Origin of the sequence: Mesorhizobium salmacidum (SeqCode) (genome assembly GCF_037179605.1) — a bacterium.
In the GTDB taxonomy this organism is placed as follows: domain Bacteria; phylum Pseudomonadota; class Alphaproteobacteria; order Rhizobiales; family Rhizobiaceae; genus Mesorhizobium; species Mesorhizobium salmacidum.
Genome location: NZ_JAPYKS010000020.1, coordinates 63,851 through 84,590, shown reverse-complemented (window position 1 = coordinate 84,590; position 20,740 = coordinate 63,851). Strand labels below are relative to the sequence as shown.

The window sequence follows — 20,740 nt, the reverse complement described above, 5'->3', positions numbered from 1 at the left end:
GAGGGTGCGAATGGCGGCAAGGCTGCCAATGCCCTAGCCACCACCCATCGGGGCCGTCGGTTTTCGCTCGGAGAACGTGGCCCTTCCTGAAGCGGGACGACAACTTCCTTCCAAACGTCAAACTTAGCTTCCTTTCGATTTCGTACCGATCAAAAGCGTCTGTAACCTAAAGCCCAAGCGCGCAAAGTCGTTTGCGACACAGGCACCGAAGTGTCCGCTTTGCGCCCAATGGCGGTCATAGAGGTCAACCTCGTCACTGCCTGAAAGCAGACATCGCTGGGGACCATAGTAGAGGTCACAGTTGCGTCATATTCGGACCTACGCGGGGACAAGCGTGAACGTCTCAATTCCGTTACATTCCAGTCCAAACGAACGCGCGTCTCGGGCGCGCAATGAGCCAAGCTCGCAAACAACGTTGTCGGAATCCACGCAGATGGTGCGACCTCAACGGCTCAGGGCGTCCAGCGCCCTTTGTGCCGCGATGAGGTCGACGATTGTATACCTAGTGTTAAATGTGTGGACCACCGCTTGCAGACGCGTCGCGGCCTCATGGACACGACCTTGACGTGCCAGAACCGGTGCTAGTTGCGTTGCGGCGCGAAGCTCGAAAAGTCTCGCTTGCTGCCGACGGGCAGTAGCAATCGCTGCTTCGAAAAGGTGCGCGGCACCCGTCAGGTCACCTCTATCTGCTGCGATCCGGCCACGAAGGCGGATACATTCTGCCAGATAGCTCGCCTCGTCCGTGTCGCAAATGAGGGTATCGACATCATCAAGCATTTGCGATGCATCTTCGATGCGACCGGCCCGCAGGAGAAGATCACAAAGTTCGCATACTTTCTCAGGGGTATGAAATACGACGCCCTGCCCACGCCAAAGAACCACACTCTCCCGGACGTCATCGATGCCGGCATCCAGGTCACCTAGATGCGAGCGGGCATGGCCACGCCACCTGAGGCCACTGCTTCGACGCGCCGTGTAGCCATGCCGTTCGCAAATCTCGACGATCTTCTTAGCGTTATCGAGTAATTCCTTGTATTGGCCGAGTAGCGCGCACAATTGGCACTGCACGAGAAGATGCCACGCGAGGTCGAAGGGCTTATCGAGCTGGTCAAAATCTCGCGTCAGGCACTCTTTCTCTTCGACTGCAGCATCAAAGAGACCCAATATAATCAGCGATTCGCTGAAATATGCCTGGGCAGACACACGTTGATCCGCACCGGCGAACGAAATGCGACGACTTGGGTCAACACGATCAATCAGATCTAAGGCATTCCGCAATGCCTCCGCTGCCAGTGGTTGTTCTCCTCGGTTGGAATGAGCAATTCCCTTCGTTGCCCAAAGACCACCCAGATGGGCCGTCGGAAGGAGATCGGCACCGTTTGTGAGCTGCTCTTCGGCCAGGGTCAGGTAATCGTGATTGCGCCCAGTGACATAAAAAAATGCGGCGAGTGAAAGCGCAACGTCACATTGCAATTCGACCGATGCAAGTGTTCGCGGCGGCAAGACGTGCATCCTCAAGCGTCTTCCCAAGGCGCTCAGAGCGATACCCTTCAGCCTGCATCAAGGCATTGGCCATCGCAAGGTGGAGATGTGTCATCCGTTCGGCGCCGCCGGACATATCGCCAAGTCTCGTGCTGCAATCAATAGCATTGGCAAAGGGCGACACGGCTTCCCGAGTGGCAGCTCTGGCCACGGCGGCCCTTCCCGCCTTTTGCCAGTGATCGAGCGCGCCCGCCCAATCCCCAGCTTCTTGAAGGTGGTGCGCGAGGAGCTCGGGTTGCGCTTCAGTGATTTCGGTCCACTTTTCCTCCAACACGTCTGCGACACGCTTATGTAGCTCCTGACGCTTGGCGCGCAGCAGCGTGCCATAGGCTGCGTCCTGAACGAGCGCATGCTTGAAGAGTAAGTGGCCAGTGGCCGGGTCCCTCGGCAGAACACCAGACCGGCGCCGACGAGTTGATCCAGTGCGCCATTCAGATCAGCGACATTTCGCTGTGCGACCGCTGCCAACAATTCGTAGGAGAACTCCCGACCGAGAACCGCGCCGACTTGTGCGACCTCCTTAACGGTTGAGCCGAGGCGATCGAGCCGCGCCATCAACGAGGCATGCAGTGTGGCGGGGACGTTCAACGCCGTCGCAGCAGCTCTTGAGAGCACTGTCCTGGCGTTGCCGCTCTCCAACACCGCCTTGGTTAGCTCCTCGACGAACAGTGGCACCCCATCCGTGCGTTCAATGATCTCGGCGACAACATCGCTCGGCAGCTCTCCGTTGCCGACGACCCGTTGGACCAGCGCGGCGCCGTCGCGACGGTCCAGCCGGCTGAGGGCAAGCAGTCTGACATGTGCCTGCCCGGTCCATGGCGCTTGAAATTCCGGGCGAAAGGTGACGACCAGTAGCACCGGCAGGCTCGACATGCGCTCGATGATAAGGTCGAGCAGTTCCCGCGAACTGGGGTCGATCCAGTGCACATCCTCGAAGAGCATCAGCACAGGACCTTGTCGCGCCAGGTCTTCGAGCTGCCGGAGCAGCGCATCGAAGGTTTTCTCTTTCTTACGCTGGGGCGTCAGTTGGAGAAGCGGGAAGCGGCCTTCGGTCGGCAACGACAGCAGCTCGGCCAGCAGCGCCCCGTCCTCCGGCGAGGCCGGGGCAAGCAGGGCCGCAAGCTTATCCAGCTTCCTCTCAGGCGGGTCGTCGCGCTCCAACCCGGCGGCACGTTCTAGCTGCGCAATGGTCGGGTGGAGCGCGCTGTCTTGATGGTGCGGCGAACAGAAATAGCGCAAGCGGGTGTGTGGCTCATTCTGGATCCGCTCCTGCAAGGTGACGGTCAGGCGCGACTTTCCGATGCCGGGCTCGCCTGAGAGCAGCACCACGCGACCTTCACCACTTTTCGCGCGATGCCAGTGACGCTGCAACAGGTCGACCTCCTCCTCACGCCCGACCAGCGGCGTGGGCGTCGTCCCATGCAGCGCCTCGTACCGGCTTTCGACAGCGCTCTCACGAAACACCTGATAGGGATGGATCGGCTCCGGAAAGCCTTTCACCTCGACGGCGCCAAGATCGCGATATTCGAAAAGATCGCCGACCAGCTGCCGCGTTTGCGGCCCGATCACGACCGCGTCGGGTTCGGCAAGAGCTTGCAGGCGGGCGGCGAGGTTCGGCGTCTCGCCCACGACGCCGCGCTCTTGCCCTTCGCCGGCGGTGATCAGATCGCCAACCACGACCTGTCCGGTGCCGATGCCGATACGAACCCGCAATGGCTCGGGCTCTGGGAGTCGCCTGACGGCATCGACGAGAGCAAGGCCAGCGCGCACCGCCTGCTCGGCGGCGTTCTCGTTCGCCTGCGGGTAGCCGAAATACACCAAAACTCCGTCGCCCATATACTTGGCGACAAAGCCGCCGAAGTGGGCGACCGTATCGGCGACACAACGGTGATACGCTCCGATGATCTCACGCAGGTCCTCGGGATCCAGCCGTGTCGCCAGCGCCGTCGAGCCGACGAGGTCGACGAACATAACGGTCAGCTGTCGACGCTCCGCGCGAGATTCCGAGCGTGGAGGCGGCCGACGAGCCGTGGTGGGCCGGATCTGATCTTCGGCCAGGGCCGCAATGCCGCTGAGCAACTTACGCCGATGCCCAATCGACGTGATCCCGAGCGCCGTCAGATCGTCGGCGGTCAGGCTTGGAAGCACCTTTTCATCGATGTCGTGGCTACCGAAGGCGTCGGCATACTCGCCGAGGCCGAGGCCACCAGCCATGCCCGAACATCCACGTGCCTACCTCCCAGGCGGTGGAGGCTTTGCCCGACCACTATATCGCAAACACTAAGCCTGGTCGCGTCTCTCGCGATGAGCAATGCCCCGTTGGCGGTGCGTTATCTTATCAGTGAATGATGCCACCAGTCCCGAATTTTTACTGGTGGGTAGCCTGCATTCAGATGGCATATTAGGACAAGTTAAATTAATATAGAGTGCGGCCCACGACCATTCGCGCGATTGATCTCCACTTTGGAGGAACTGGTATCCAGAAACCGGAACGCGGGAGGATGAAATGACTTTGAAGCACTGTCTTCTAGCCGTCGTTTTCACGTCACTGTGCATGGGTTCTGCCCAGGCCCAGTCTGCGAAGGAAGCCATCGAAGCCGCTAATGCCGAGTTCGTGAAGGCTTATAACAGCAAGGACGCGGCCGGAGTTGCGTCGAAGTACGCGGATGACGCGGCCGCATTCCCGCCGGATATGGCGCGTGTCGACGGCCGCCAGAATATCCAGAAGCTATGGCAGGGCGCGATGGATATGGGCATATCGGGGCTCACGCTTTCGACGCTTGATGTCCAAGAAAGTGGAGATTTTGCGTTCGAGTCCGGGAGTTTCTCTCTCAAGGCACCCGGCAAGGATTCGAAGCTGGTCGATGCGACCGGGAAATATGTGGTGGTCTGGAAGAAAGGTCAGGACCGCACCTGGAAGCTCTACCGGGATATATGGAATTCCGACTCGGGGAAATGAAAGGCACGTACGACGCTATGAGTGGCGCCATCTCGCCGAGAACTTCTTCTGCGACCTCAAGCAATTCAGGCGTGTCGCCGCTTGATACGAAATCGCGCGCTCAAGAGTGCAGCGCATAACCGCACGGGCAATTGGTGAGAAGGGAAGGCTGGCGTGCGCGGCGCACGGTTTGAGTGCCGCGTTGACCCAAAGACCACACTGAAGAAGCGCCTCAAGTCTGTCGTAGGGACTTCAGCAGGCAACTATTGGCAATAGTGCGGGGAGAGCGCAGGATCGTCCAAAGGGCCTTTGTTTGCGAAGGACATGGCGCGATGAGTCAATTTGATAGCGAACCAGTTCGTGATCCTGCCGGCCTCGGCTTCGACAAGGGGCGGCTGGTACGACTGAAGCAGTGGATGCAGCGCTATGTCGACACCGGGCGCTGGCCGGGTGGTGCGGTGCTCGTCGCGCGCCATGGAGAACTCGCCTTTTTCGACTGTGCCGGTTACGCGGATGTCGAAGCCAAGCGGCCCTGGCAGCGCGACCTTATCGCCCGCATCTACTCGATGACCAAGCCTGTCACCGCAGTTGCGCTGATGATGCTGTACGAGGAGGCGCGCGTGCATCTCGACGATCCGGTCGAAGCTTACCTGCCGGAATTCAAAAACGCGCAACTTCTGATACCGGGCGCTACATCGCTGGATCAAACAGTGCCCGTCAAAACGAAGATAACGATCCACCATCTGCTGACCCACACATCTGGCCTAAGCCTTTTTACGAATCCCGGACTGCTCGGTGAAGCTTATGCCAAGGAAAAACTTGGCCTCGCCCTTGCCTACGGTGGGCTCGACAAGATGGTGCGCAGGATTGCCGAGCTGCCATTGGAATGGGAACCGGGCAGGAAATGGCAATACAGCACCGGGTCCGATGTCATCGGCCGCATCGTGGAAGTCGTTTCCGGAATGACGCTCGACAAGTACTTCGCGACTCGCATCTTCGAGCCGCTCGGCATGACCGACACCGGCTTCTCTGTGCCGGAGTCTGAGATCAGCCGTTTTCCCCCGCTCTATGAGGCGACTGTTGGCGGCATGGCATTGCACGAAGCGCCGGAAGTTTCAGCGTGGCGGCAAGCCAGGGTTGATACGTTCTGCGGTGGAGGCGGGCTCGTCGGAACCATCGACGATTACTGGCGGTTCGCCGAAATGCTGCGGGCTGGAGGTGTACTCAACGGCGAACGCATCCTTAGTCCCCGCACTTTGAGCTTGGCGGCGTGCAATCACCTACCGGGAGATCTTGCCTCGATGGCAACCGAAGTTTGGGCCGAGACACAGTTCGATGGTGTCGGGTTCGGCCTATTAGGCTCTGTCGTCCTCGACCCGGCCAAGGCACAAATTTCGGCGCAAGTGGGTGATTATGGCTGGGGCGGAGCGGCAGGCACCTTCTTCTGGGTGAGCCCGGGCGATGACATGGTTGTTGTTCTCTTCACGCAACTGCTGCCTTCGAGCGCCATTCCCGTGCGCAAAGAGCTGCGCGCACTCGTCCATGGCGCGTTGACGGGGGCCTAGACCTCTCAACAGAAGCTGAGCAAACTTTGCGCATAGCAAGCTGGGCCGGCTCGACTTCGTCGTGCTCGATGAGCTCTTCGCGCAAGCCGGCGGGCAGTGCTCTTCCACCTCATCAGCCAGCTTCACGAGCGGACCTCGCTTCGGCCATCGGTCACCTCACGACGATGGCCGCACCACCTCAATGTCCGCTATTGAATACCCTAGTCGCGAACCTGCCAGTCCGCTTCCGGCCCCATTGCGGTCATTCCATAACTCTCGCTCGACTACACCCGAGTGGCTCCAACGGCCCGCGCGCAATCTCAAATAGTCATCATAGGTCTGCGGCTTCCTTCATCCGCGCTAGATGCTCAACGCAGATTTGCTCCGTGCGTTTGTGCAGTTCCGCTGTGCGCTCACCCAGCCAGACGAGCGCCTCTTCGCTAATGATGTAGTGTCTTGAGTAGCGAGCCTTCACATAGGCTTCGTTCAGCGTGTTGAACCACGCGCGATGACGCTGCTGATCCCGCGGCCAGACTTCAGATAGCCGCCGATCTTGGTCTTCAGCCAAAGAGCGCAGAAATGTAAGTTTATGGGATGGCGGACTATAGTTTGTCAGCACCAGTAACAGCGTTGCATAGGTATGTTCGATGGCTTGATGAAGAGTGAATGCGGCCGCTTTTCTCCATCCGCCGTCTGTGCGCGACCTGCCAAGCTGAAACGCGAAAGTCTCAAGCCATTGCTTAGCGCCTGGAGCCCTGTTTCGGAAATTATCTTCCGTGATCAGGTACGCCGCTTTCGGCGTAAGCGGCCTCGGCTCGGCCAGAGGCTCGTCGTCGAGTTCATAGAGGACAATGCCCTCGCGGCGAATGTCCGTGAAAAAGTACTGCCCCTGGCGCAGCGCCGTGTTCACGAAGCGGCGGCTGTGCACGATGAAGCTGGTCGGGGTCTTGATGGCGCGGTCGCGCTCCAGCCGGTCCTTGGCCTTGTACCAGTAGGCGAAGTCGGAGAGCTTGTTGTTGTTGACGATCACCAGCAGGTCGAAATCGCTGCGATAGCCCTTCATCGTCAGAGGTTCGTCGACCCAGTCGCCGCGGGCATAGGAGCCGAACAGGATGATCTTCAGGATGCGGCCGCTCTTCTTCCACTCTGCGCTGCTCTCCGCCAGCGCGTCCTCGAATTCCAGATGCAGGATTTCGACCACGCGGGCGAGCTCCTCCTGCTTGTAATCCGGCAAGTGATCGATGCTGGTTTTCATGCGGGTCGGTTCATGGGTTGGTGAAGGCTGGAGCGCGTGGAAGCGCTGGTTATAGCAGGCTTCGTTCTATGGGAAAGGCTGCCTGGGGCGCGCGTCGCATCAACAGAGTCTAGCATGAGAAAACGCGGATCGACAAATCTAGGTGGGGCAACGAAACGGAGCCGAAGGTGATCCGCAAGTCCATGATCTGGGAGCGGGAGAGGCTTTGTTGTCATTATTGACCTGATCTGCCATTCTGGCGTCCGGCGCGCCGGATTCGATCTGCGAAATCGCCCTGGATCGCGGCGAAAGACTGAGCTGCCCTATGAAACCATTGATTGCGGTCTGCTCGCAGGATGCGGACTTCTATCTTCTCCTTGGCCACATCCTCGAGGTCGATGGCTTCGCCAGCATGCTGGCCCCCTGCGTCGATGACGTGCTGGCAGTCGTCTCCGACAGGCCAGTCGAGGCTGTGTTGCTGGACTGTCGGCCAGACAACAAGGTGGCGGCACAAAGCGCTCGGTTGAAGCAGGATGCCCTGCTGGGCGCCCTCCCCTGTGTGGCGCTGGTTCATCCCGGCGCTGAAGCGCAGCATATCCAGCTCTTGCAGTCGGGTATCGACGAGTGTTTCGTAAGGCCCTTCGCGCCGGCCAAGCTGCTCCACTACCTGCGCTCCAGGCTCGCCATTGGCCAGGCGCCAGGGCCGGCGACGCGCGGTGGGCGACCCCTCGTGTACGCCGATGTCGAAATGCGGGTCGACACTCATCGCGTCTCGTGCGCTGGCAAGGAGATCGCGCTTGGGCCGATCGAATTCAAGTTGCTGCGCCACATGCTGGAGAACCCCGAGAAGGTACTCAGCCGTGAAGAACTGATTGGCGTTGGCTGGGCGAGCAGCCGCGGTGTCGGCGCGCGCACGGTCGATGTCCATATCTCTCAGCTGCGAAAGCTGATCAGCCAGTGCTCGCGGGCCGCCGCCATCCGCACCGTCAGGCTCGCCGGATACGCACTGGCGCGCAGACCCTTCTGATCATTTCAGCGGGTGAAGTCCAGTCGATCCTGGGCGACGACCGCATGCCATGCTGGCTCTCTGGCTAAAGGCAACCCTGCCTTGTGATCTGTGCGCAATACTGGTGAAGTATAGAATAAATAACACGTCATGTACGTTACACAAAAGATTATTTTGTTCGTTGTTGCGCAATGGCGCCCCGGCTGAAAGCATACGGTAGAAGTTACATCAGAGCCGACTAATACGTTGCTTTTCAGGAGTGTCGCTCATGTTGGACGGAGCAGGATTTGGCGTGGCTGTCGGCCACCATGGCGAGCTGGTTCAGGGCCTGTTCGAGGACGATGGCGCCCGCCTGCGGCGCGCGCTGGTTTCGCTGCCCTGCCGCCAGCTGAAATCCAGGGCGACGTTCATCGCAAGCGACGGCGGTGGCGTTCGTGTGCTGCCGGGCTCGTGCGACAAGGCCAGGCGGGCCGCGGAACTGACGATCGCAAGGTTCGGCCCTCCGGGGACCGGCGGCAATCTCGCTATTGACAGCAACATCCCGGTCGGGCGCGGCATGGGATCGTCGACGGCCGACGTTCTGGCGAGCATTCAGGCAGTCCTGGATTGGCTGGAGATCGAACCGGCGTCGGACGAGGTCATGCGCGTCGCTGTCAGCGCCGAAACCGCCTGTGACTCCACCCTGTTCAAACAGCAGGCTGTGCTTTTTGCGCATCGCGACGGCATCGTAATGGAAGCCTTCCGCAGGCCGCTGCCGCCAATCCATCTGATCAGCATCGACACAACGCCCGAGGTGACTATCGATACGCTCGAGTATCGGCCGGCGCGCTATGACGCCCTGGAAATCGAAACCTTTAGGCCGCTGCGCAGTCTGCTGCGGACAGCCATCAAGCATGCGGACGTCCGCATGCTGGGTAGGGTCGCGACGGCAAGCGCGCGGATCAACGAGCGCTTCCTGCCAAAGCCGGGTCTGGACGAGATCGAAACCGTCGGGAGCCGTTTCGACGCCATTGGCATTCAGGTCGCCCATAGCGGCACGGTTGTCGGGCTGATGTTTGATGCGCTTGACCGAGACGCATCCGTGAACATCAACGGCGCGATGGACGCGTTGCGACATTCCGGCTTCGAGCCGGCGATCTTCCGTCACTGACAACCTGGCGAAGGGAAAGCTCGATGTCGATCCATGTGCTGATGCGCCGGCTGGAGGATTTCGAGGGGCCGCGCCTCGTTCCGCTCGGCGCAAACCTCTTCGGCGCCAGCTTCTTTCTCATGAAGCTCCTGCCGGCCCGGTTCATGCTCGAGCGCGCCGTCGAACAGGGACGGTTGCGACCGGGTGGGACAATCTGCGAATCCTCATCGGGAACCTTTGGTCTTGCCTTGGCCATGCTGGCTGTTCAGCATGGATACAGGCTGATCCTGGTCAGCGACTGGGCGCTCGATCGCCATCTCCATAGGCGCCTCGTCGAACTCGGCGCCGAGGTGACGGTCGTGGACAGCCCGGCGCCCTCTGGCGGGTTGCAGCAAGCGCGGCTCGATCGCTTGCATGAGTATCTGCGCGACATTTCCGGCAGCTACTGGCCCTCGCAGTACGACAATCGCGACAACCCGCTCTCCTACGGGAAAATTGCCGAACAGTTGATAGACAGGGTCGGCAGGCTGGACTGTCTGGTCGGTCCGGTCGGATCGGGTGGTTCCATGAGTGGGACATCGCGTTACCTGCGCACTCTGTTTCCCGAGCTCCATGCGATCGGCGTTGATACGCCCAGCAGTGTGCTGTTTGGCCAGCCGAGCGGCAAGCTCAACCTGAGCGGGCTAGGTGGCAACATTCTTCCCGGCAATGTCGAGCACAGCCAGTTCGACGAGGTCCATTGGCTCACGCCGGCAGAAGTCTTTGACGCCACGCATCAGCTTCATCGCGAGCACGGGCTTTTCATGGGCCCGACCAGCGGCGCGGCCTACAGGGTTGCCGAATGGTGGTCGCGTAACAACCCGGACAAGAAGGTGGTCGTGCTGTTTCCCGACGAGGGTCACCGTTACGTCGAAACCGTCTACGACCAGCAATGGCTTGCAACGGTGGCCGGGTGGCCAGGTCCATTGCGTGCCAACCCGGTCACGGTCGGCGCACCGACCGAGCCGATGCCGGCATGGTCCCGTTTCGGCTGGGGGCGCAGGACACTGGAGGAAGTGCTGGCGCAGGCCGGTAGGGAGTGATGCGGCCGGCGGACAGCGCAACGGGTTCTGACGGTTTTGCCCGAGCGCTGGTGGCGCAATCGCCAGGCGGCTCCGGCAACAACCCCGCCACTGGCCGCCCGGCAGCCATGCCCGGCGGGCCGGGCCGCGCGGTAGAGGGAGCTGAGGCCATGGAGTTTCGAAGTCAGAGGCTCAACCATCGGCGTCCGAAGATACTGTGTCAAAGCCGGTCCATCCTGCCGATCTACGCCATGCTTCTCGCCATGCAATGCGCGCGCAGCATGTACATCGTTCTGGCGTCGTGGTTCGCGCTGCAGATCACTGGTGAAATCGCCTCGGTCGGCAGGGTCTTGATCTGCTGGCAATTGCTGGCCTTCACCGTGGGGCCGTTCCTCGGACCCCAGATCGACCGCTGCCGCCGGCGCAGGGTGTTCATGATGGGCGAGACAATTCATGGCGCGGGCGTAGGCCTGCTTGCCGTCCTCGCCTGGTTCTGTTCTCCACAACACACACCGATCGGCGTCCTCTACGCCACCGCTAGCCTCATCTCGGTCGGTTCACTTCTCTCCTATCCCAGTAGCCAGGCGTTGATAAAGCTGGCTGGCGCACGAGTGCTGATGCGCACCGTGTCCATGGGCATTTTCTCCAGCCAGATCGGAAATATAGCAGGTGCCGCAATTGCCGGGCTTTGTCTGATACTTGTCGGCGTGGCCGGCAGTCTGGCCATTTGTGCGGCCTCCTCCTTTCTGGCCGCCCTGTTCGCGACGTTCCTTTATGACCAGGATGTCACCGGACCGAAACGCCCTGGTCTCCACATTGCGCATTTTATGGCAGGTCTTCGGGAGACCATAGCGACCCCCCGTCTCAGGTCGGCGGGCCTTGCACTGTTGCTGGCCTACGCATCGGCACATGCCTCCAATGCGCTTCTTGCCGGCTTCGCGCGCTACGAGTTGAAGCTTCCAGCCACCCTCTATGGCTGGCTTGCGGCGATGTATTCCGGAGGTGGCCTGATCGGAAGCCTCACCCTTGCCTGGCTTTCCGGTGTGGCAAGGGAAAAGCTCCTCCTTGCCGTGGGAACCATGTTGCTCGCTGGCGCGACGGCGGCCTTTTCGACCTCCCGAACCATGGCCGAGGCTGTGCTCTGGCAAGGTCTCATCGGCCTGTCCTTCATGATGGTGCGTGCCGGCGCGGACGTTACGATACTGAAGGTTGTACCAAGCCCGATGGTTGGCCGCGTGCGCAGCAATATCGATGCTGCAATCGGGCTCGTGGCAGTTCTGATTTACCTACTGCCGGGTCTCATGCCGGGTGCTCCTACCCGTCACATCTTTCTCGGTCTCGCCAGCCTGTTTGCCGTGGGAAGTTGCGGCGTGCTTTGGATACAATGGCGTCAGGGATTCTCCAAGCCATGGTGACCAGGTCGGCCCGGACCGCCCGCTGGCCGGCCTATGAAGCGAGGACAAAGTCATGAGGTCGCCATCGAAATCCCGTGGGCCGGCATTGGGTGAAGCGGGGGCTTCGTCGATCGTGCCGCGCCTGGACGGGATCAGCCTGCAGCGCGTGGCGCCCTGCGATCGGCCCGCCATCAAGACGTTGCTGCTCGATGCTGAACAGGAACAGTTCGCCGGCTCGGTGGATGCTGTCTTTGACGAACTGCAAAACAGCCAGCATCCGCAGTTCGAGCATCCCTTTGCCATTGCCGCCGCCGACAACACGGTGGGCTTCTTCATTCTTCGCGAGAAGCAGGCACTGCCGCCGTGGGCGCCACGAGACGCGGTCACATTGCACAGTTTCCGCATCTGCCGCACCTTGCAAGGCATGGGATACGGCCGCGCCGGGGTCGGCCTGGCGATCTCGTGGCTGCGGCGGGAACGTCCCGATATCAGGCAGTTGATGCTTGCCGTCAACACCCGCAATGCTGCGGCGAAATCCGCCTATCTCAAAGTGGATTTCAGCGACACCGGTGAAGTCTTCCACGGTCCGATCGGCGATCAAAACATCCTGACGGCGAGGGTTCCGCGCGGCTGTGGCTGACGCGACTTTCCCCGCGTCGGTCTTTCCATTTCTGTCAACTAGGTATACTAGGTATAGCTACATTGGGAGGAAGCGATGCAGTTTGTGACGCAGCGGTTTGCCGCATTTGCCTGTTTTACCAGGTACCAGGACCTGCCGGACTCGGTCGTCGAGAAGACGCAGCGCGCCATTCTCGACACGATCGCGGCCCTCGTCGGCGGCGCGCCGACCGACAATGCGCGGCTGTCGCGCATTGCCGCGAGAGCTTGCTTTGGACCAGGTGCGTCGCACGCCTGGTTCGCCGGTGCCGGGTTGCATCCGCTCGGCGCTCTGTTTGCCAATTGCGCAGCGGCGAGTTCGCTCGACGTCGATGACGGCCATTGTCTTGCGGCGGGCCATCCGGGTGCTGCCATCGTTCCCGCCGTGCTGATGGAAGCAGCAAAGCTGGGCAGCGATGGCCATGATGTGCTCACCGCGACCGCGCTCGGCTACGATGTCGCCTTGCGCATCGCCGCTGCGCGCCGCTTCACCGACACGATGAGCTTTGCCAGTGGTCAGTGGACCGGCTTCGGCGTCGCGACCGCAATCGGATGGCTGCGCGGCATGCAAGCCTCCCAACTCGCACACGCAATCGCGATAGCAGGCGCCGAAGCGCCGCAAAACCTGCCGCAGGGCGATTGCCAGGCGAGCTCCGTCAAGGGCAGCAGCCCCTGGTCGACAGTCACGGCGCTGTTGGCGGTCGATCGAGCCGGTGCCGGCATGACCGGCTCGATCGACTTGCTGGACCGGGCCCACGCCTACGATGTCGACGCCATCACCGCCGACCTTGGCAGCCGCTGGCTGATCACCGAGACCTATCTCAAACCCTATGCGGCCTGCCGCTATACGCATCCGGTCATCGATGCCGTGCTCTCGCTCGTTGCGGATCGCGATCCAGGGGAGCCGATCGATCGGTTGATCGTCGAGATCTTTCCCGAAGCGCGAAAACTGCCCAACGAAATCGCGCCCGACTCGCTCGAGGGCGGGCAGTTTTCAGTGCCCTTTGCAGCAGCACTTGCCGCGCTGCGCGGCGCGGCGGCCTTCCGGCCTTTGCGTCCGTGTTCGCTTTCGGATCCGGAGGTGGTGGCGCTCGCGGCGAAAGTCGAGATCCGCTATCCCGACGACCTGGCCGGCATCTTTCCGCAGCGCACGCCGGCGCGGGTGACAATGGTTGCCGAGCGGCGCGAGCGCGTCGTTGACGTGCCGCTCCCGCTGGGCGACGCCAACAACCCCATGGACCGCTTGAGCGTCGAGGAAAAGCTGCATGACCTCGGCCGCGATATCCTGTCGCGGGACGCTCTCGAGCAACTTATTCGGTCCGTGGGGTTGCTCGAAGAGGGAGAGATCGCACCGCTGTTCGCTTGCCTGGCGGCCCATCCAGGCGACGGCGTTTAGGTGGCGGCGGCCGCCATGTTTCGGTGGTAGCTGAACAGTGAGGAGACCCCGCCCGGCTATGCGCTCACTTTCCTTCTTGCGCGCGCCGCTTTGGGCGGCGGGGGCGCCTTGCGGCCGAGCCCGATCGATTTCGCCAAGGCGGACCGTTGCGCGGCGTAGCTTGCCGCGACCATAGGATAGTCCTTGGCCAAGCCCCATTTGGCCCTGTATTCATCGGGCGTCATGCCAAGCAGGCCCAAATGACGCTTCATCGATTTGAATTTTCGGCCGTCTTCCAAACTGACGATGTAGTCAGGAAAGACCGACTTCTTTGGATTGACAGCAGGGACCGGCGCGGGTCTGACGGCGACCACCGGCTGCTCCAGCTTCAACAGTGCGGCATGTACGCTGGCGATCAGATCGGGTAAGCCCGTTGTCGGCACCGGATTGTTCTGGACGTAGGCGGCCACGATGTCGGCAGTCAAACCGATGGGGTCGACGCTCTCGGTATTGGTCAATTGGAACTCCTGTATTGCCCTGTGCAACACGTTCCTATTGCGGAATTCCGGATTTCGCAACGTCCTGACGTCAGGTGGATACATGGCCCATCGAAGCAACAAGGGGCCGCAATCCGAATTCGGTTCCACGCCTGGCTGTTCGGCGATCAAAACCCGCCGGCGCATATATAGAACTGTCCCATCAATGGCGGCACACCATCAGAAATCGACCTTTCATCTGTGCCCAAGCCTTCATCTCACTCTTACCGGAATGCCCGCTCGATTTGATCGGCCAGTGGCTTGACGAGGTAGGACAGCATTGTCCGGCTGCCAGTCGAAAAGAAGGCTTCGACGGGCATGCCAGGGGCCAGGGTCAAGCCTTTCAGCTTTTTCAACTCTGTGCTCGGCAGGCTGACCCTGACCGTGTAGAAACCCGCGCCGCTGCGCTCGTCGACGCTCAGATCGGCGGAGATCTCGCTGACGACCTCGGTCAGTTTCGGCGTTATGCGTTGATTGAACGCCGACAGCTTCAGCGTCACCTGCTGGGCCAGTGAGAGCTGGTCGATATCCTGCGGCGCAATCCTGGCCTCGGCCGTCAGTTCGCCCGCCACCGGCACCACCAGCATGATCACCTCGCCCGGCGATATGACGCCGCCGATCGTATGGACCGCTAGCTGGTGAATGACGCCATCCTGCAGGCTTCGGATATCGATGCGTTTGAGCTGGTCTTCGGCAGAAACCTTACGTTCGACGAACTCGGATATCTTTCCCTGGACATCGCGCAGTTCAGTCGCTCAGGTTCAACGGACACCCCGGCGACCACTGGCGTTGGAGAGGTCGCCATTTTGCCAGACGAGCGCCCGAAACGATCGCGGGCCGGAACAAAGCTCTGCTAGACTAGTCGACGGAGGCAATGCCTTGCGAAAAAGCGCGATATTCGCAACCGCCACTCGAAGTGCCGACCAGTACGACCCTAGCGTCCCGCCCGACCGTGCCTTGCGCGACGAGCTTTCGCAAGCCGGTCAAGACCGCCGCGCTCGACAGCTCGAGATAAAAGCCGTAGCGCCGCGCCAGCCGCCTCTGGTCGTCGTAGGTCGGTTCGTCCTCTACGACCACTGCCGATCCGCCGCACGAGGCAATCGCATCAAGGGCCTGATAGGTCACCGTCGATCCGCCGATTGACGTTAAAGCCGAATGGCCTTCAAAGTGGTCGCGGTAATCAGCGCCTGCAAGCGCGTTTGAAATGCGTGCGAAGGGCTCAACGGCATGAATACGCGGCAGTTCATCGATGAGCCCTGCCTTTTGCAGATCACAATAGCCGCGCGCGATTCCCCAAAGCAGATCCGCCCTCGATGTCGGAACGATGATGTCGGTGCATGCATAGGTGCCCAGCTGAAGAAAAAGCTCGAAAGCAAGCGAACGGTAGCCATCCACCCCGAACGGATTGCTGCCCACCGCTGGGACAATAAAGTTGGTGGCCGGATACCAGTCCCCGGCGCGGACGCGATCGGCGAGCACCTGCCAGCGGCGTTGCGGCGTTTGCGCGGCCAGCAAGGTCGCTCCGTGCATCTCGATTGCTCGCCGCCAGTTCGGGTTCATCGCAGGTGTGGTGACGATCACGCAGTCGAGCCCCGCCTGGGCCGCGTAGGCGGCAAGAGAGACGCCGGCATTGCCGCTGGAGGCAGCCGCAACCGTCTCGGCGCCGCTCTGCAACGCGCGCTGGACGACAAACCGGCTCATGCGGTCCTTGTGCGATCCGGTAGGATTGGCGCCCTCGTTCTTGAGATGGAGCGCGTGGACTCCGATCTCGTTTGCAAGGCCCTGCATCCGTACCAGAGGCGTGTTGCCCTCCCCCAGTGTCGGGCAGTCCGGGTAGGCCTGCCAGTCACCGACGCGCTCCAGGGACCTGGGAAGGTCCTGATAGTCGATCGCCAGGCTTGCCGGCATGTTCTGGTCAAGGCAGATCGGGCAGCCTTCGAAGTAGTCCGCCACCGCAAAGACCGCCTGGCAGCGGATACAGCGCATCCCACTCACGCGCGGATTGAGCCTCGGCTCTGAGCTAAGCATGTGACGCCCGTTCTGGTCCGGCGTCCAGGTCGGCCATCACCTTGAACAGGCAATCGCCGCGCTCGGTAAGTGACGGCGCCCTGCGGCACGCGACTAGCCCGGAGCTTTCGAAGAACAGCGCTTCGGGTTCGCGCGTCGGCAGGTCCGGAAAGTGAATGCGGCCGGCGATCTGGCCGCCGACGACCTCCTCGCCGATCTCCGCGGCCGGCTCGAAGATGCCCCGGTCACGGGCATAGACGAAAGCGCTATGGCCTTTGACGGTCATGAACCGCGTCGGCGGAGCCGGTTCGACGGCGACCTCGCGCAAAATTCCCTGGTCTTGCAGCAGGCGCTTCAATCCAGCTTCGGCGAGCGCTAAGCCCTCTTTCGACAGAGTCGCGCCGCCGCCAAGCTCCGTGGTCAGAGCGAGCGCGCCCTGTTCCTGTGCGGTCGCCGCCAGGGTGGTCAATCCGCCACCCCCGGTGCCGTCGCTGACGAAGCTGATTGGAGCGCCGAACAGGCGCAAAAGGCGCAGCAGTTGTTCATGTTCCCCGGCGGTCCGCCCTGGTCGCACCAGCGCGCTTGCCACATACTCGAGGGAGCGTCCGCCGGAGTGGAGATCGACGACAATATCGGCCATCGGGATCAACATTTCGCAGACATAATGTGCGATCATCTGCGTTGGGGTACCGGCGGCATCGCCTGGAAACGAACGATTGAGATTGCCCTCATCAAGGGGCGACACACGCCGGCCGGCGGCGACAGCGGGAAAATTAAGAGCCGGAAGGATGATCAGCCGCCCCGAGACCTGGTCATGGCGGATCTCACGGGTGAGGTTGCAAAGGGCGATCTGGCCCTCATACTCGTCGCCATGATTGCCTGCGATGAGCAGCGCGGTTGGGCCGCTGCCATTCTTGATGCAGACCAGCGGTATGGGCACGAAGCCATAAGCGGAAAGGTCGGTCGAATGCGGTAGCCTCAGACAGTCCGACTGCTTGCCCTCGGCGTCATAGTCGATCGGGGTCCAGATGCGTGTCTTACCGGCCATGTTCCACCCTCTCAATTCAGCGAAGCATCTTGTCCAGAAAGAGCCGCGTCCGTTCCTGGCCTGGCGCGGTGAAGAAACTGGCAGGGGATGCGATCTCGACGATGCTCCCTTGGTCCATGAACACCATCTGCTCGGCAACTTCGCGGGCAAAGCCCATTTCATGTGTGACGCAAAGCATCGTGGTGCCGTCCCTGGCGAGGTCGGTCATGACGTCGAGCACCTCCTTGACCATCTCGGGATCGAGCGAAGAGGTCGGCTCATCGAACAGCATGATCTTGGGGTTCATGCACAGCGCGCGAGCGATCGCGACGCGCTGCTGTTGGCCGCCGGATAACTGGCTGGGATATTTGTGTGCCTGGTCGGCAACCCTCACCCGCTCGAGATGGTGAAGCGCCACGCCTGCCGCCTCGGCCTTCGATTGGCCGAGCACGCGTTTCAAAGCGAGGATGCAGTTGGCCATTACCGTGAGATGCGGGAATAGGTTGAACTGCTGAAACACCATGCCGATGCCGCGCCGAAGTCTCTGCAACTGCCGTCGGTCGCGGCTGAGATCTATGCCGTTGACGCGAACGGCGCCCTTCTGAAAGGTCTCCAGACCGTTCAGACATCTGATGAGCGTCGACTTTCCCGATCCGGAGGGGCCGCAAATCACGATCCGCCCTCCCTGCGGCGCGGCAAGATCAATGTTCTTCAGGGCGTGAAAGCTGCCGAACCATTTGTTGAGCGCGACCGTTTCCAGCGCTGGCGGCTGGACGGGTTGCACCGCCCCAGCTGGTTGCCCGATATCCGGGGCTTGAGAGCTGTCCTGTGGCATGGGCTGGTTCATCATCTTGTCGGCCCAAGCAGCTTGCGTTCGATCCGGCCGACCAACCATGCGACCGTCAGCGCCAGGAGAAGAAAGGCGAGCCCGACGACAGTCAGCGGTTCGGCGTAGCGGTAGGTATCGGAGGCGATATCCAAAGCCTTGCCCAGCATCTCCGGCACGGCGATGACCGCCAGGTAAGGTGTGGCCTTCAGGATCGAGACAAAATAGTTCCCGACGGGGGCCGCGACGTTGCGCAGCATCTGGGGAGCCAGCACGAACACTACAATGTCGGTCCGTGTCAGTCCCAACGCCTTAGCTGCTTCCGCCTGGCCCGCGGGAATAGCATCGATGCCCGCCTTGAAAACCTCGGCCAGATAGCCACTGAAATAGATGCTCAGGCCCAGTATGCCGACCAACAGCGCCGGCAACGTGACGCCATAGTGCGGCAGGACGTAGTAGAGAAAATAGAGCCACGCCAGCACCGGCGTGGACCGGATGAAGTCGATGACGAAGCGAACCAGATAGCCGGCAAGGGAGGCCGCCCGCCTGGTGATCTCAAGGCAGAAGCCCAATGCCGAGGCGCCCAGGCAACTCGCCAGCGCCACGCCGATTGTGGTTCCGATGACGCTGAGAATTGTTGGAACGGTCGATACGGCGAATTCGAGATCAAAAGTCACTGGACCAACCTCGTGCCACGCCGATCCGACGCTCGACCCACCGGCCAAACATTGCGACTGGGTAACAGACGACGAAATAGGCGAGCAGCAGCGATGTGTAGACGCCCACCGGATTATACTCGAGCTCGGCGATCTCCTTTGCCCGAAAGGTCATGTCCGTCAGGGTGACGAGCGAAACGAGGGCCGTTCCTTTAACCAGCTGGATGAACTGATTAATGAAGGTCGGTGCCATCCTGGTCAGAGCTTGAGGCAGCTCGATCAGCGCGAGGATCCAGCGTCGCGGCAGGCCAAGGGCCGCGGCAGCTTCGATCTGCCCCCGGTCCAGCGATTGGAGCCCCGCCCTGACAGCCTGGCTGGCGTATCCCCCGGTGTTTAGCCCCAGCACCATTGCGCCAACGATGGTCGCCGGCATTTGAACGCCAATGATCGGCAGGACATAGTAGAAGACAAACAGAAGTATGATGACCGCGGAACTGCGCCAGAACTCTATTATTGCTGTGACGGCAATGCGGGATATGCCGCTCGTCAGATACTGCGCCACGCCGAAGATCAAGGCGAAGGGCACGGCAAACAGCAAGCCCAATGCTGTAACGGTTGCCGTGGTCCGGAAGCCCGCGAAAATTCCAACAAATATTTCAACAATGGTCACGCGTGAACATCCCTGATCCCGTCCGTTGCGCTCGTCACGATGAGTGCTGCCGCAATCACGGAGCGTCCGGCCATCGCAGCTCCTGGCTTGGAATGCCGGTCAGCCCTGCCCCGCGCACACCTGCTCGCTGGTCAGATCCGGCGCGGCCTCCTGATCGCTGAAGCCGTTCTTCGCCATGATGTGGGCCAAGGTCCCGTCGCTCTTCAAGAGTTTGAGGCGCGAATTGTACATGTCGCGGAGGTCGCCATCTTCCTTGCGGAAGGCAATGGCTGAATAGCCGTAGCGCTCCTTGCCGTTCTCTTGCAGGCCCTGGAACGGCAACGCGCGTTCGATGCCCTCGACATTGTCGTCGGACAGAATGCGGGCCACCGTTGGCGCCGAAAATGCGGCGACGTCGATCCTGCCGGTGAGCAGTGCCGAGACATTCGACTGTATATCCGGGAACAGCAGCATGTTGGTATCGGGGACGCCGGCGGCCGCAGCATTCTTGGCCGTTGTACTGCCTCGTCCTATGCCAAACCTTATCTCCGGATTTGCGGCGATCTGAGCATAGCTGTGGACGTTCTTCGGATTGCCCTTGGCAACCAGGGCGGCGTCCGCGAGCTTCAGATCGGGGTCGCTGAAGGCGACGAGTTCACATCGCTGCGGCGTTATGTAGAGCCCCGCGGCTATGGCATCGAACCGCTGTGCCGTCAGGCCCGGTATCAAGGCGCCGAACTCGGTCACCACGATGTCCACCTGGCCGACACCAAGGCCTTTGAACGCAGCCTTGATCAGGTCCGGGTGAAAGCCTTCGGGCTCGCCACCGGCGCCCCGGAATCCCCACGGTGCGCCATTGGATATGCCGATGACGATCTTGCCTTCCCGCAAGACCCGCTCGGCAGTCGTTTCTGCCCGCAACGAAGCTGCGGTCCCTATGAGAAGGGCGCAGGCTGTGGCCACCGTGGCGATTGTTCTGAGCAGTCCAAGCTCACCGGGCATGCAGGTGTTCTCCGTTTCGCAAATCTAGGTAGACCAGGTATAACAGGTATGTCAAGATTTTATAAAGAAAATGTGTGACCATGATTAAGGCTGACGATGGGGCTCGGCGGACAACGCAAAAGGATGGACATCCCATATTCGTTGCGCTAGGTATTCC

General features: G+C 61.1%; 18 protein-coding genes and 1 pseudogene. 8 read left to right on the top strand and 11 right to left on the bottom strand.

Features of this window, described 5'->3' with window-relative positions; all coding sequences use genetic code 11:
- Positions 1-444: 444 nt before the first annotated feature.
- The gene (locus O7A60_RS24395) at positions 445-1,503 is read right to left on the bottom strand and encodes a hypothetical protein (RefSeq protein ID WP_337108350.1); all 1,059 of its coding nucleotides are present in this window, start codon (positions 1,501-1,503) and stop codon (positions 445-447) included.
- Between the two features lie 90 nt (positions 1,504-1,593).
- Positions 1,594-3,756 (bottom strand): AAA family ATPase, encoded by a 2,163-nt coding sequence (locus O7A60_RS24390; protein ID WP_337108349.1) that lies wholly within the window; start codon positions 3,754-3,756, stop codon positions 1,594-1,596.
- 292 nt (positions 3,757-4,048) lie between these two features.
- Here O7A60_RS24390 and O7A60_RS24385 point away from each other — a divergent pair, with 292 nt between their 5' ends.
- Together O7A60_RS24385 and O7A60_RS24380 are read left to right on the top strand one after the other, a co-directional pair.
- The gene (locus O7A60_RS24385; RefSeq protein ID WP_337108348.1) at positions 4,049-4,501 is read left to right on the top strand and encodes a YybH family protein; all 453 of its coding nucleotides are present in this window, start codon (positions 4,049-4,051) and stop codon (positions 4,499-4,501) included.
- A 311-nt stretch (positions 4,502-4,812) separates the two neighbouring features.
- Complete coding sequence (locus tag O7A60_RS24380) at positions 4,813-6,045, top strand: serine hydrolase domain-containing protein (RefSeq protein WP_337108347.1); 1,233 nt, start codon at positions 4,813-4,815, stop codon at positions 6,043-6,045.
- 310 nt (positions 6,046-6,355) lie between these two features.
- Here O7A60_RS24380 and O7A60_RS24375 read toward each other — a convergent pair whose 3' ends face one another.
- The gene (locus O7A60_RS24375; protein WP_337108346.1) at positions 6,356-7,279 is read right to left on the bottom strand and encodes a nucleotidyltransferase and HEPN domain-containing protein; all 924 of its coding nucleotides are present in this window, start codon (positions 7,277-7,279) and stop codon (positions 6,356-6,358) included.
- A 304-nt stretch (positions 7,280-7,583) separates the two neighbouring features.
- Between O7A60_RS24375 and O7A60_RS24370 the strand changes: the two genes are divergently transcribed.
- From O7A60_RS24370 to O7A60_RS24345, 6 genes are all read left to right on the top strand, one after another.
- The gene (locus tag O7A60_RS24370) at positions 7,584-8,285 is read left to right on the top strand and encodes a response regulator transcription factor (RefSeq protein ID WP_337108345.1); all 702 of its coding nucleotides are present in this window, start codon (positions 7,584-7,586) and stop codon (positions 8,283-8,285) included.
- Positions 8,286-8,700: 415 nt separating this feature from the next.
- A complete protein-coding gene (locus tag O7A60_RS24365) occupies positions 8,701-9,414 on the top strand; it encodes a GHMP family kinase ATP-binding protein (protein ID WP_337108344.1) in 714 nt (237 codons plus the stop codon).
- A gap of 23 nt (positions 9,415-9,437) precedes the next feature.
- Complete coding sequence (locus O7A60_RS24360) at positions 9,438-10,475, top strand: pyridoxal-phosphate dependent enzyme (protein WP_337108343.1); 1,038 nt, start codon at positions 9,438-9,440, stop codon at positions 10,473-10,475.
- 149 nt (positions 10,476-10,624) lie between these two features.
- Positions 10,625-11,869 carry an MFS transporter gene (locus tag O7A60_RS24355; RefSeq protein WP_337108342.1) on the top strand — a complete coding sequence of 415 codons (1,245 nt, stop codon included), beginning with the start codon at positions 10,625-10,627 and terminating at the stop codon, positions 11,867-11,869.
- Positions 11,870-11,921: 52 nt separating this feature from the next.
- Positions 11,922-12,488: a GNAT family N-acetyltransferase gene (locus tag O7A60_RS24350; protein WP_337108341.1), complete on the top strand. Its 567-nt coding sequence runs from the start codon at positions 11,922-11,924 to the stop codon at positions 12,486-12,488.
- A gap of 75 nt (positions 12,489-12,563) precedes the next feature.
- Entirely contained in the window at positions 12,564-13,901 is a 1,338-nt protein-coding gene (locus tag O7A60_RS24345; RefSeq protein ID WP_337108340.1) for an MmgE/PrpD family protein, read from the top strand.
- A 56-nt stretch (positions 13,902-13,957) separates the two neighbouring features.
- Here O7A60_RS24345 and O7A60_RS24340 read toward each other — a convergent pair whose 3' ends face one another.
- The 8 genes and pseudogenes from O7A60_RS24340 to ehuB all read right to left on the bottom strand — a co-directional run bounded on the left by O7A60_RS24340 (position 13,958) and on the right by ehuB (position 20,583).
- Positions 13,958-14,398 (bottom strand): Ros/MucR family transcriptional regulator, encoded by a 441-nt coding sequence (locus tag O7A60_RS24340; protein ID WP_337108339.1) that lies wholly within the window; start codon positions 14,396-14,398, stop codon positions 13,958-13,960.
- Positions 14,399-14,640: 242 nt separating this feature from the next.
- A pseudogene (locus O7A60_RS24335) lies at positions 14,641-15,165 on the bottom strand (HlyD family efflux transporter periplasmic adaptor subunit); the annotation flags it as partial.
- Positions 15,166-15,274: 109 nt separating this feature from the next.
- Positions 15,275-16,369, bottom strand: a complete 1,095-nt coding sequence (locus tag O7A60_RS24330; protein ID WP_337108338.1) for a threonine synthase — start codon at positions 16,367-16,369, stop codon at positions 15,275-15,277.
- A gap of 67 nt (positions 16,370-16,436) precedes the next feature.
- Positions 16,437-17,471 (bottom strand): succinylglutamate desuccinylase/aspartoacylase family protein, encoded by a 1,035-nt coding sequence (locus O7A60_RS24325; RefSeq protein ID WP_337108337.1) that lies wholly within the window; start codon positions 17,469-17,471, stop codon positions 16,437-16,439.
- Between the two features lie 16 nt (positions 17,472-17,487).
- Positions 17,488-18,234 carry an amino acid ABC transporter ATP-binding protein gene (locus tag O7A60_RS24320; RefSeq protein WP_337108336.1) on the bottom strand — a complete coding sequence of 249 codons (747 nt, stop codon included), beginning with the start codon at positions 18,232-18,234 and terminating at the stop codon, positions 17,488-17,490.
- 62 nt (positions 18,235-18,296) lie between these two features.
- Positions 18,297-18,953: an amino acid ABC transporter permease gene (locus O7A60_RS24315; RefSeq protein ID WP_337108335.1), complete on the bottom strand. Its 657-nt coding sequence runs from the start codon at positions 18,951-18,953 to the stop codon at positions 18,297-18,299.
- Positions 18,943-19,602, bottom strand: a complete 660-nt coding sequence (locus O7A60_RS24310) for an amino acid ABC transporter permease (RefSeq protein ID WP_337108334.1) — start codon at positions 19,600-19,602, stop codon at positions 18,943-18,945. The genes O7A60_RS24315 and O7A60_RS24310 overlap by 11 nt, the downstream gene beginning before the upstream one ends.
- Positions 19,603-19,701: 99 nt before the next feature.
- Positions 19,702-20,583 (bottom strand): ectoine/hydroxyectoine ABC transporter substrate-binding protein EhuB, encoded by an 882-nt coding sequence (gene ehuB, locus O7A60_RS24305; protein WP_337108333.1) that lies wholly within the window; start codon positions 20,581-20,583, stop codon positions 19,702-19,704.
- Positions 20,584-20,740: the final 157 nt, after the last annotated feature.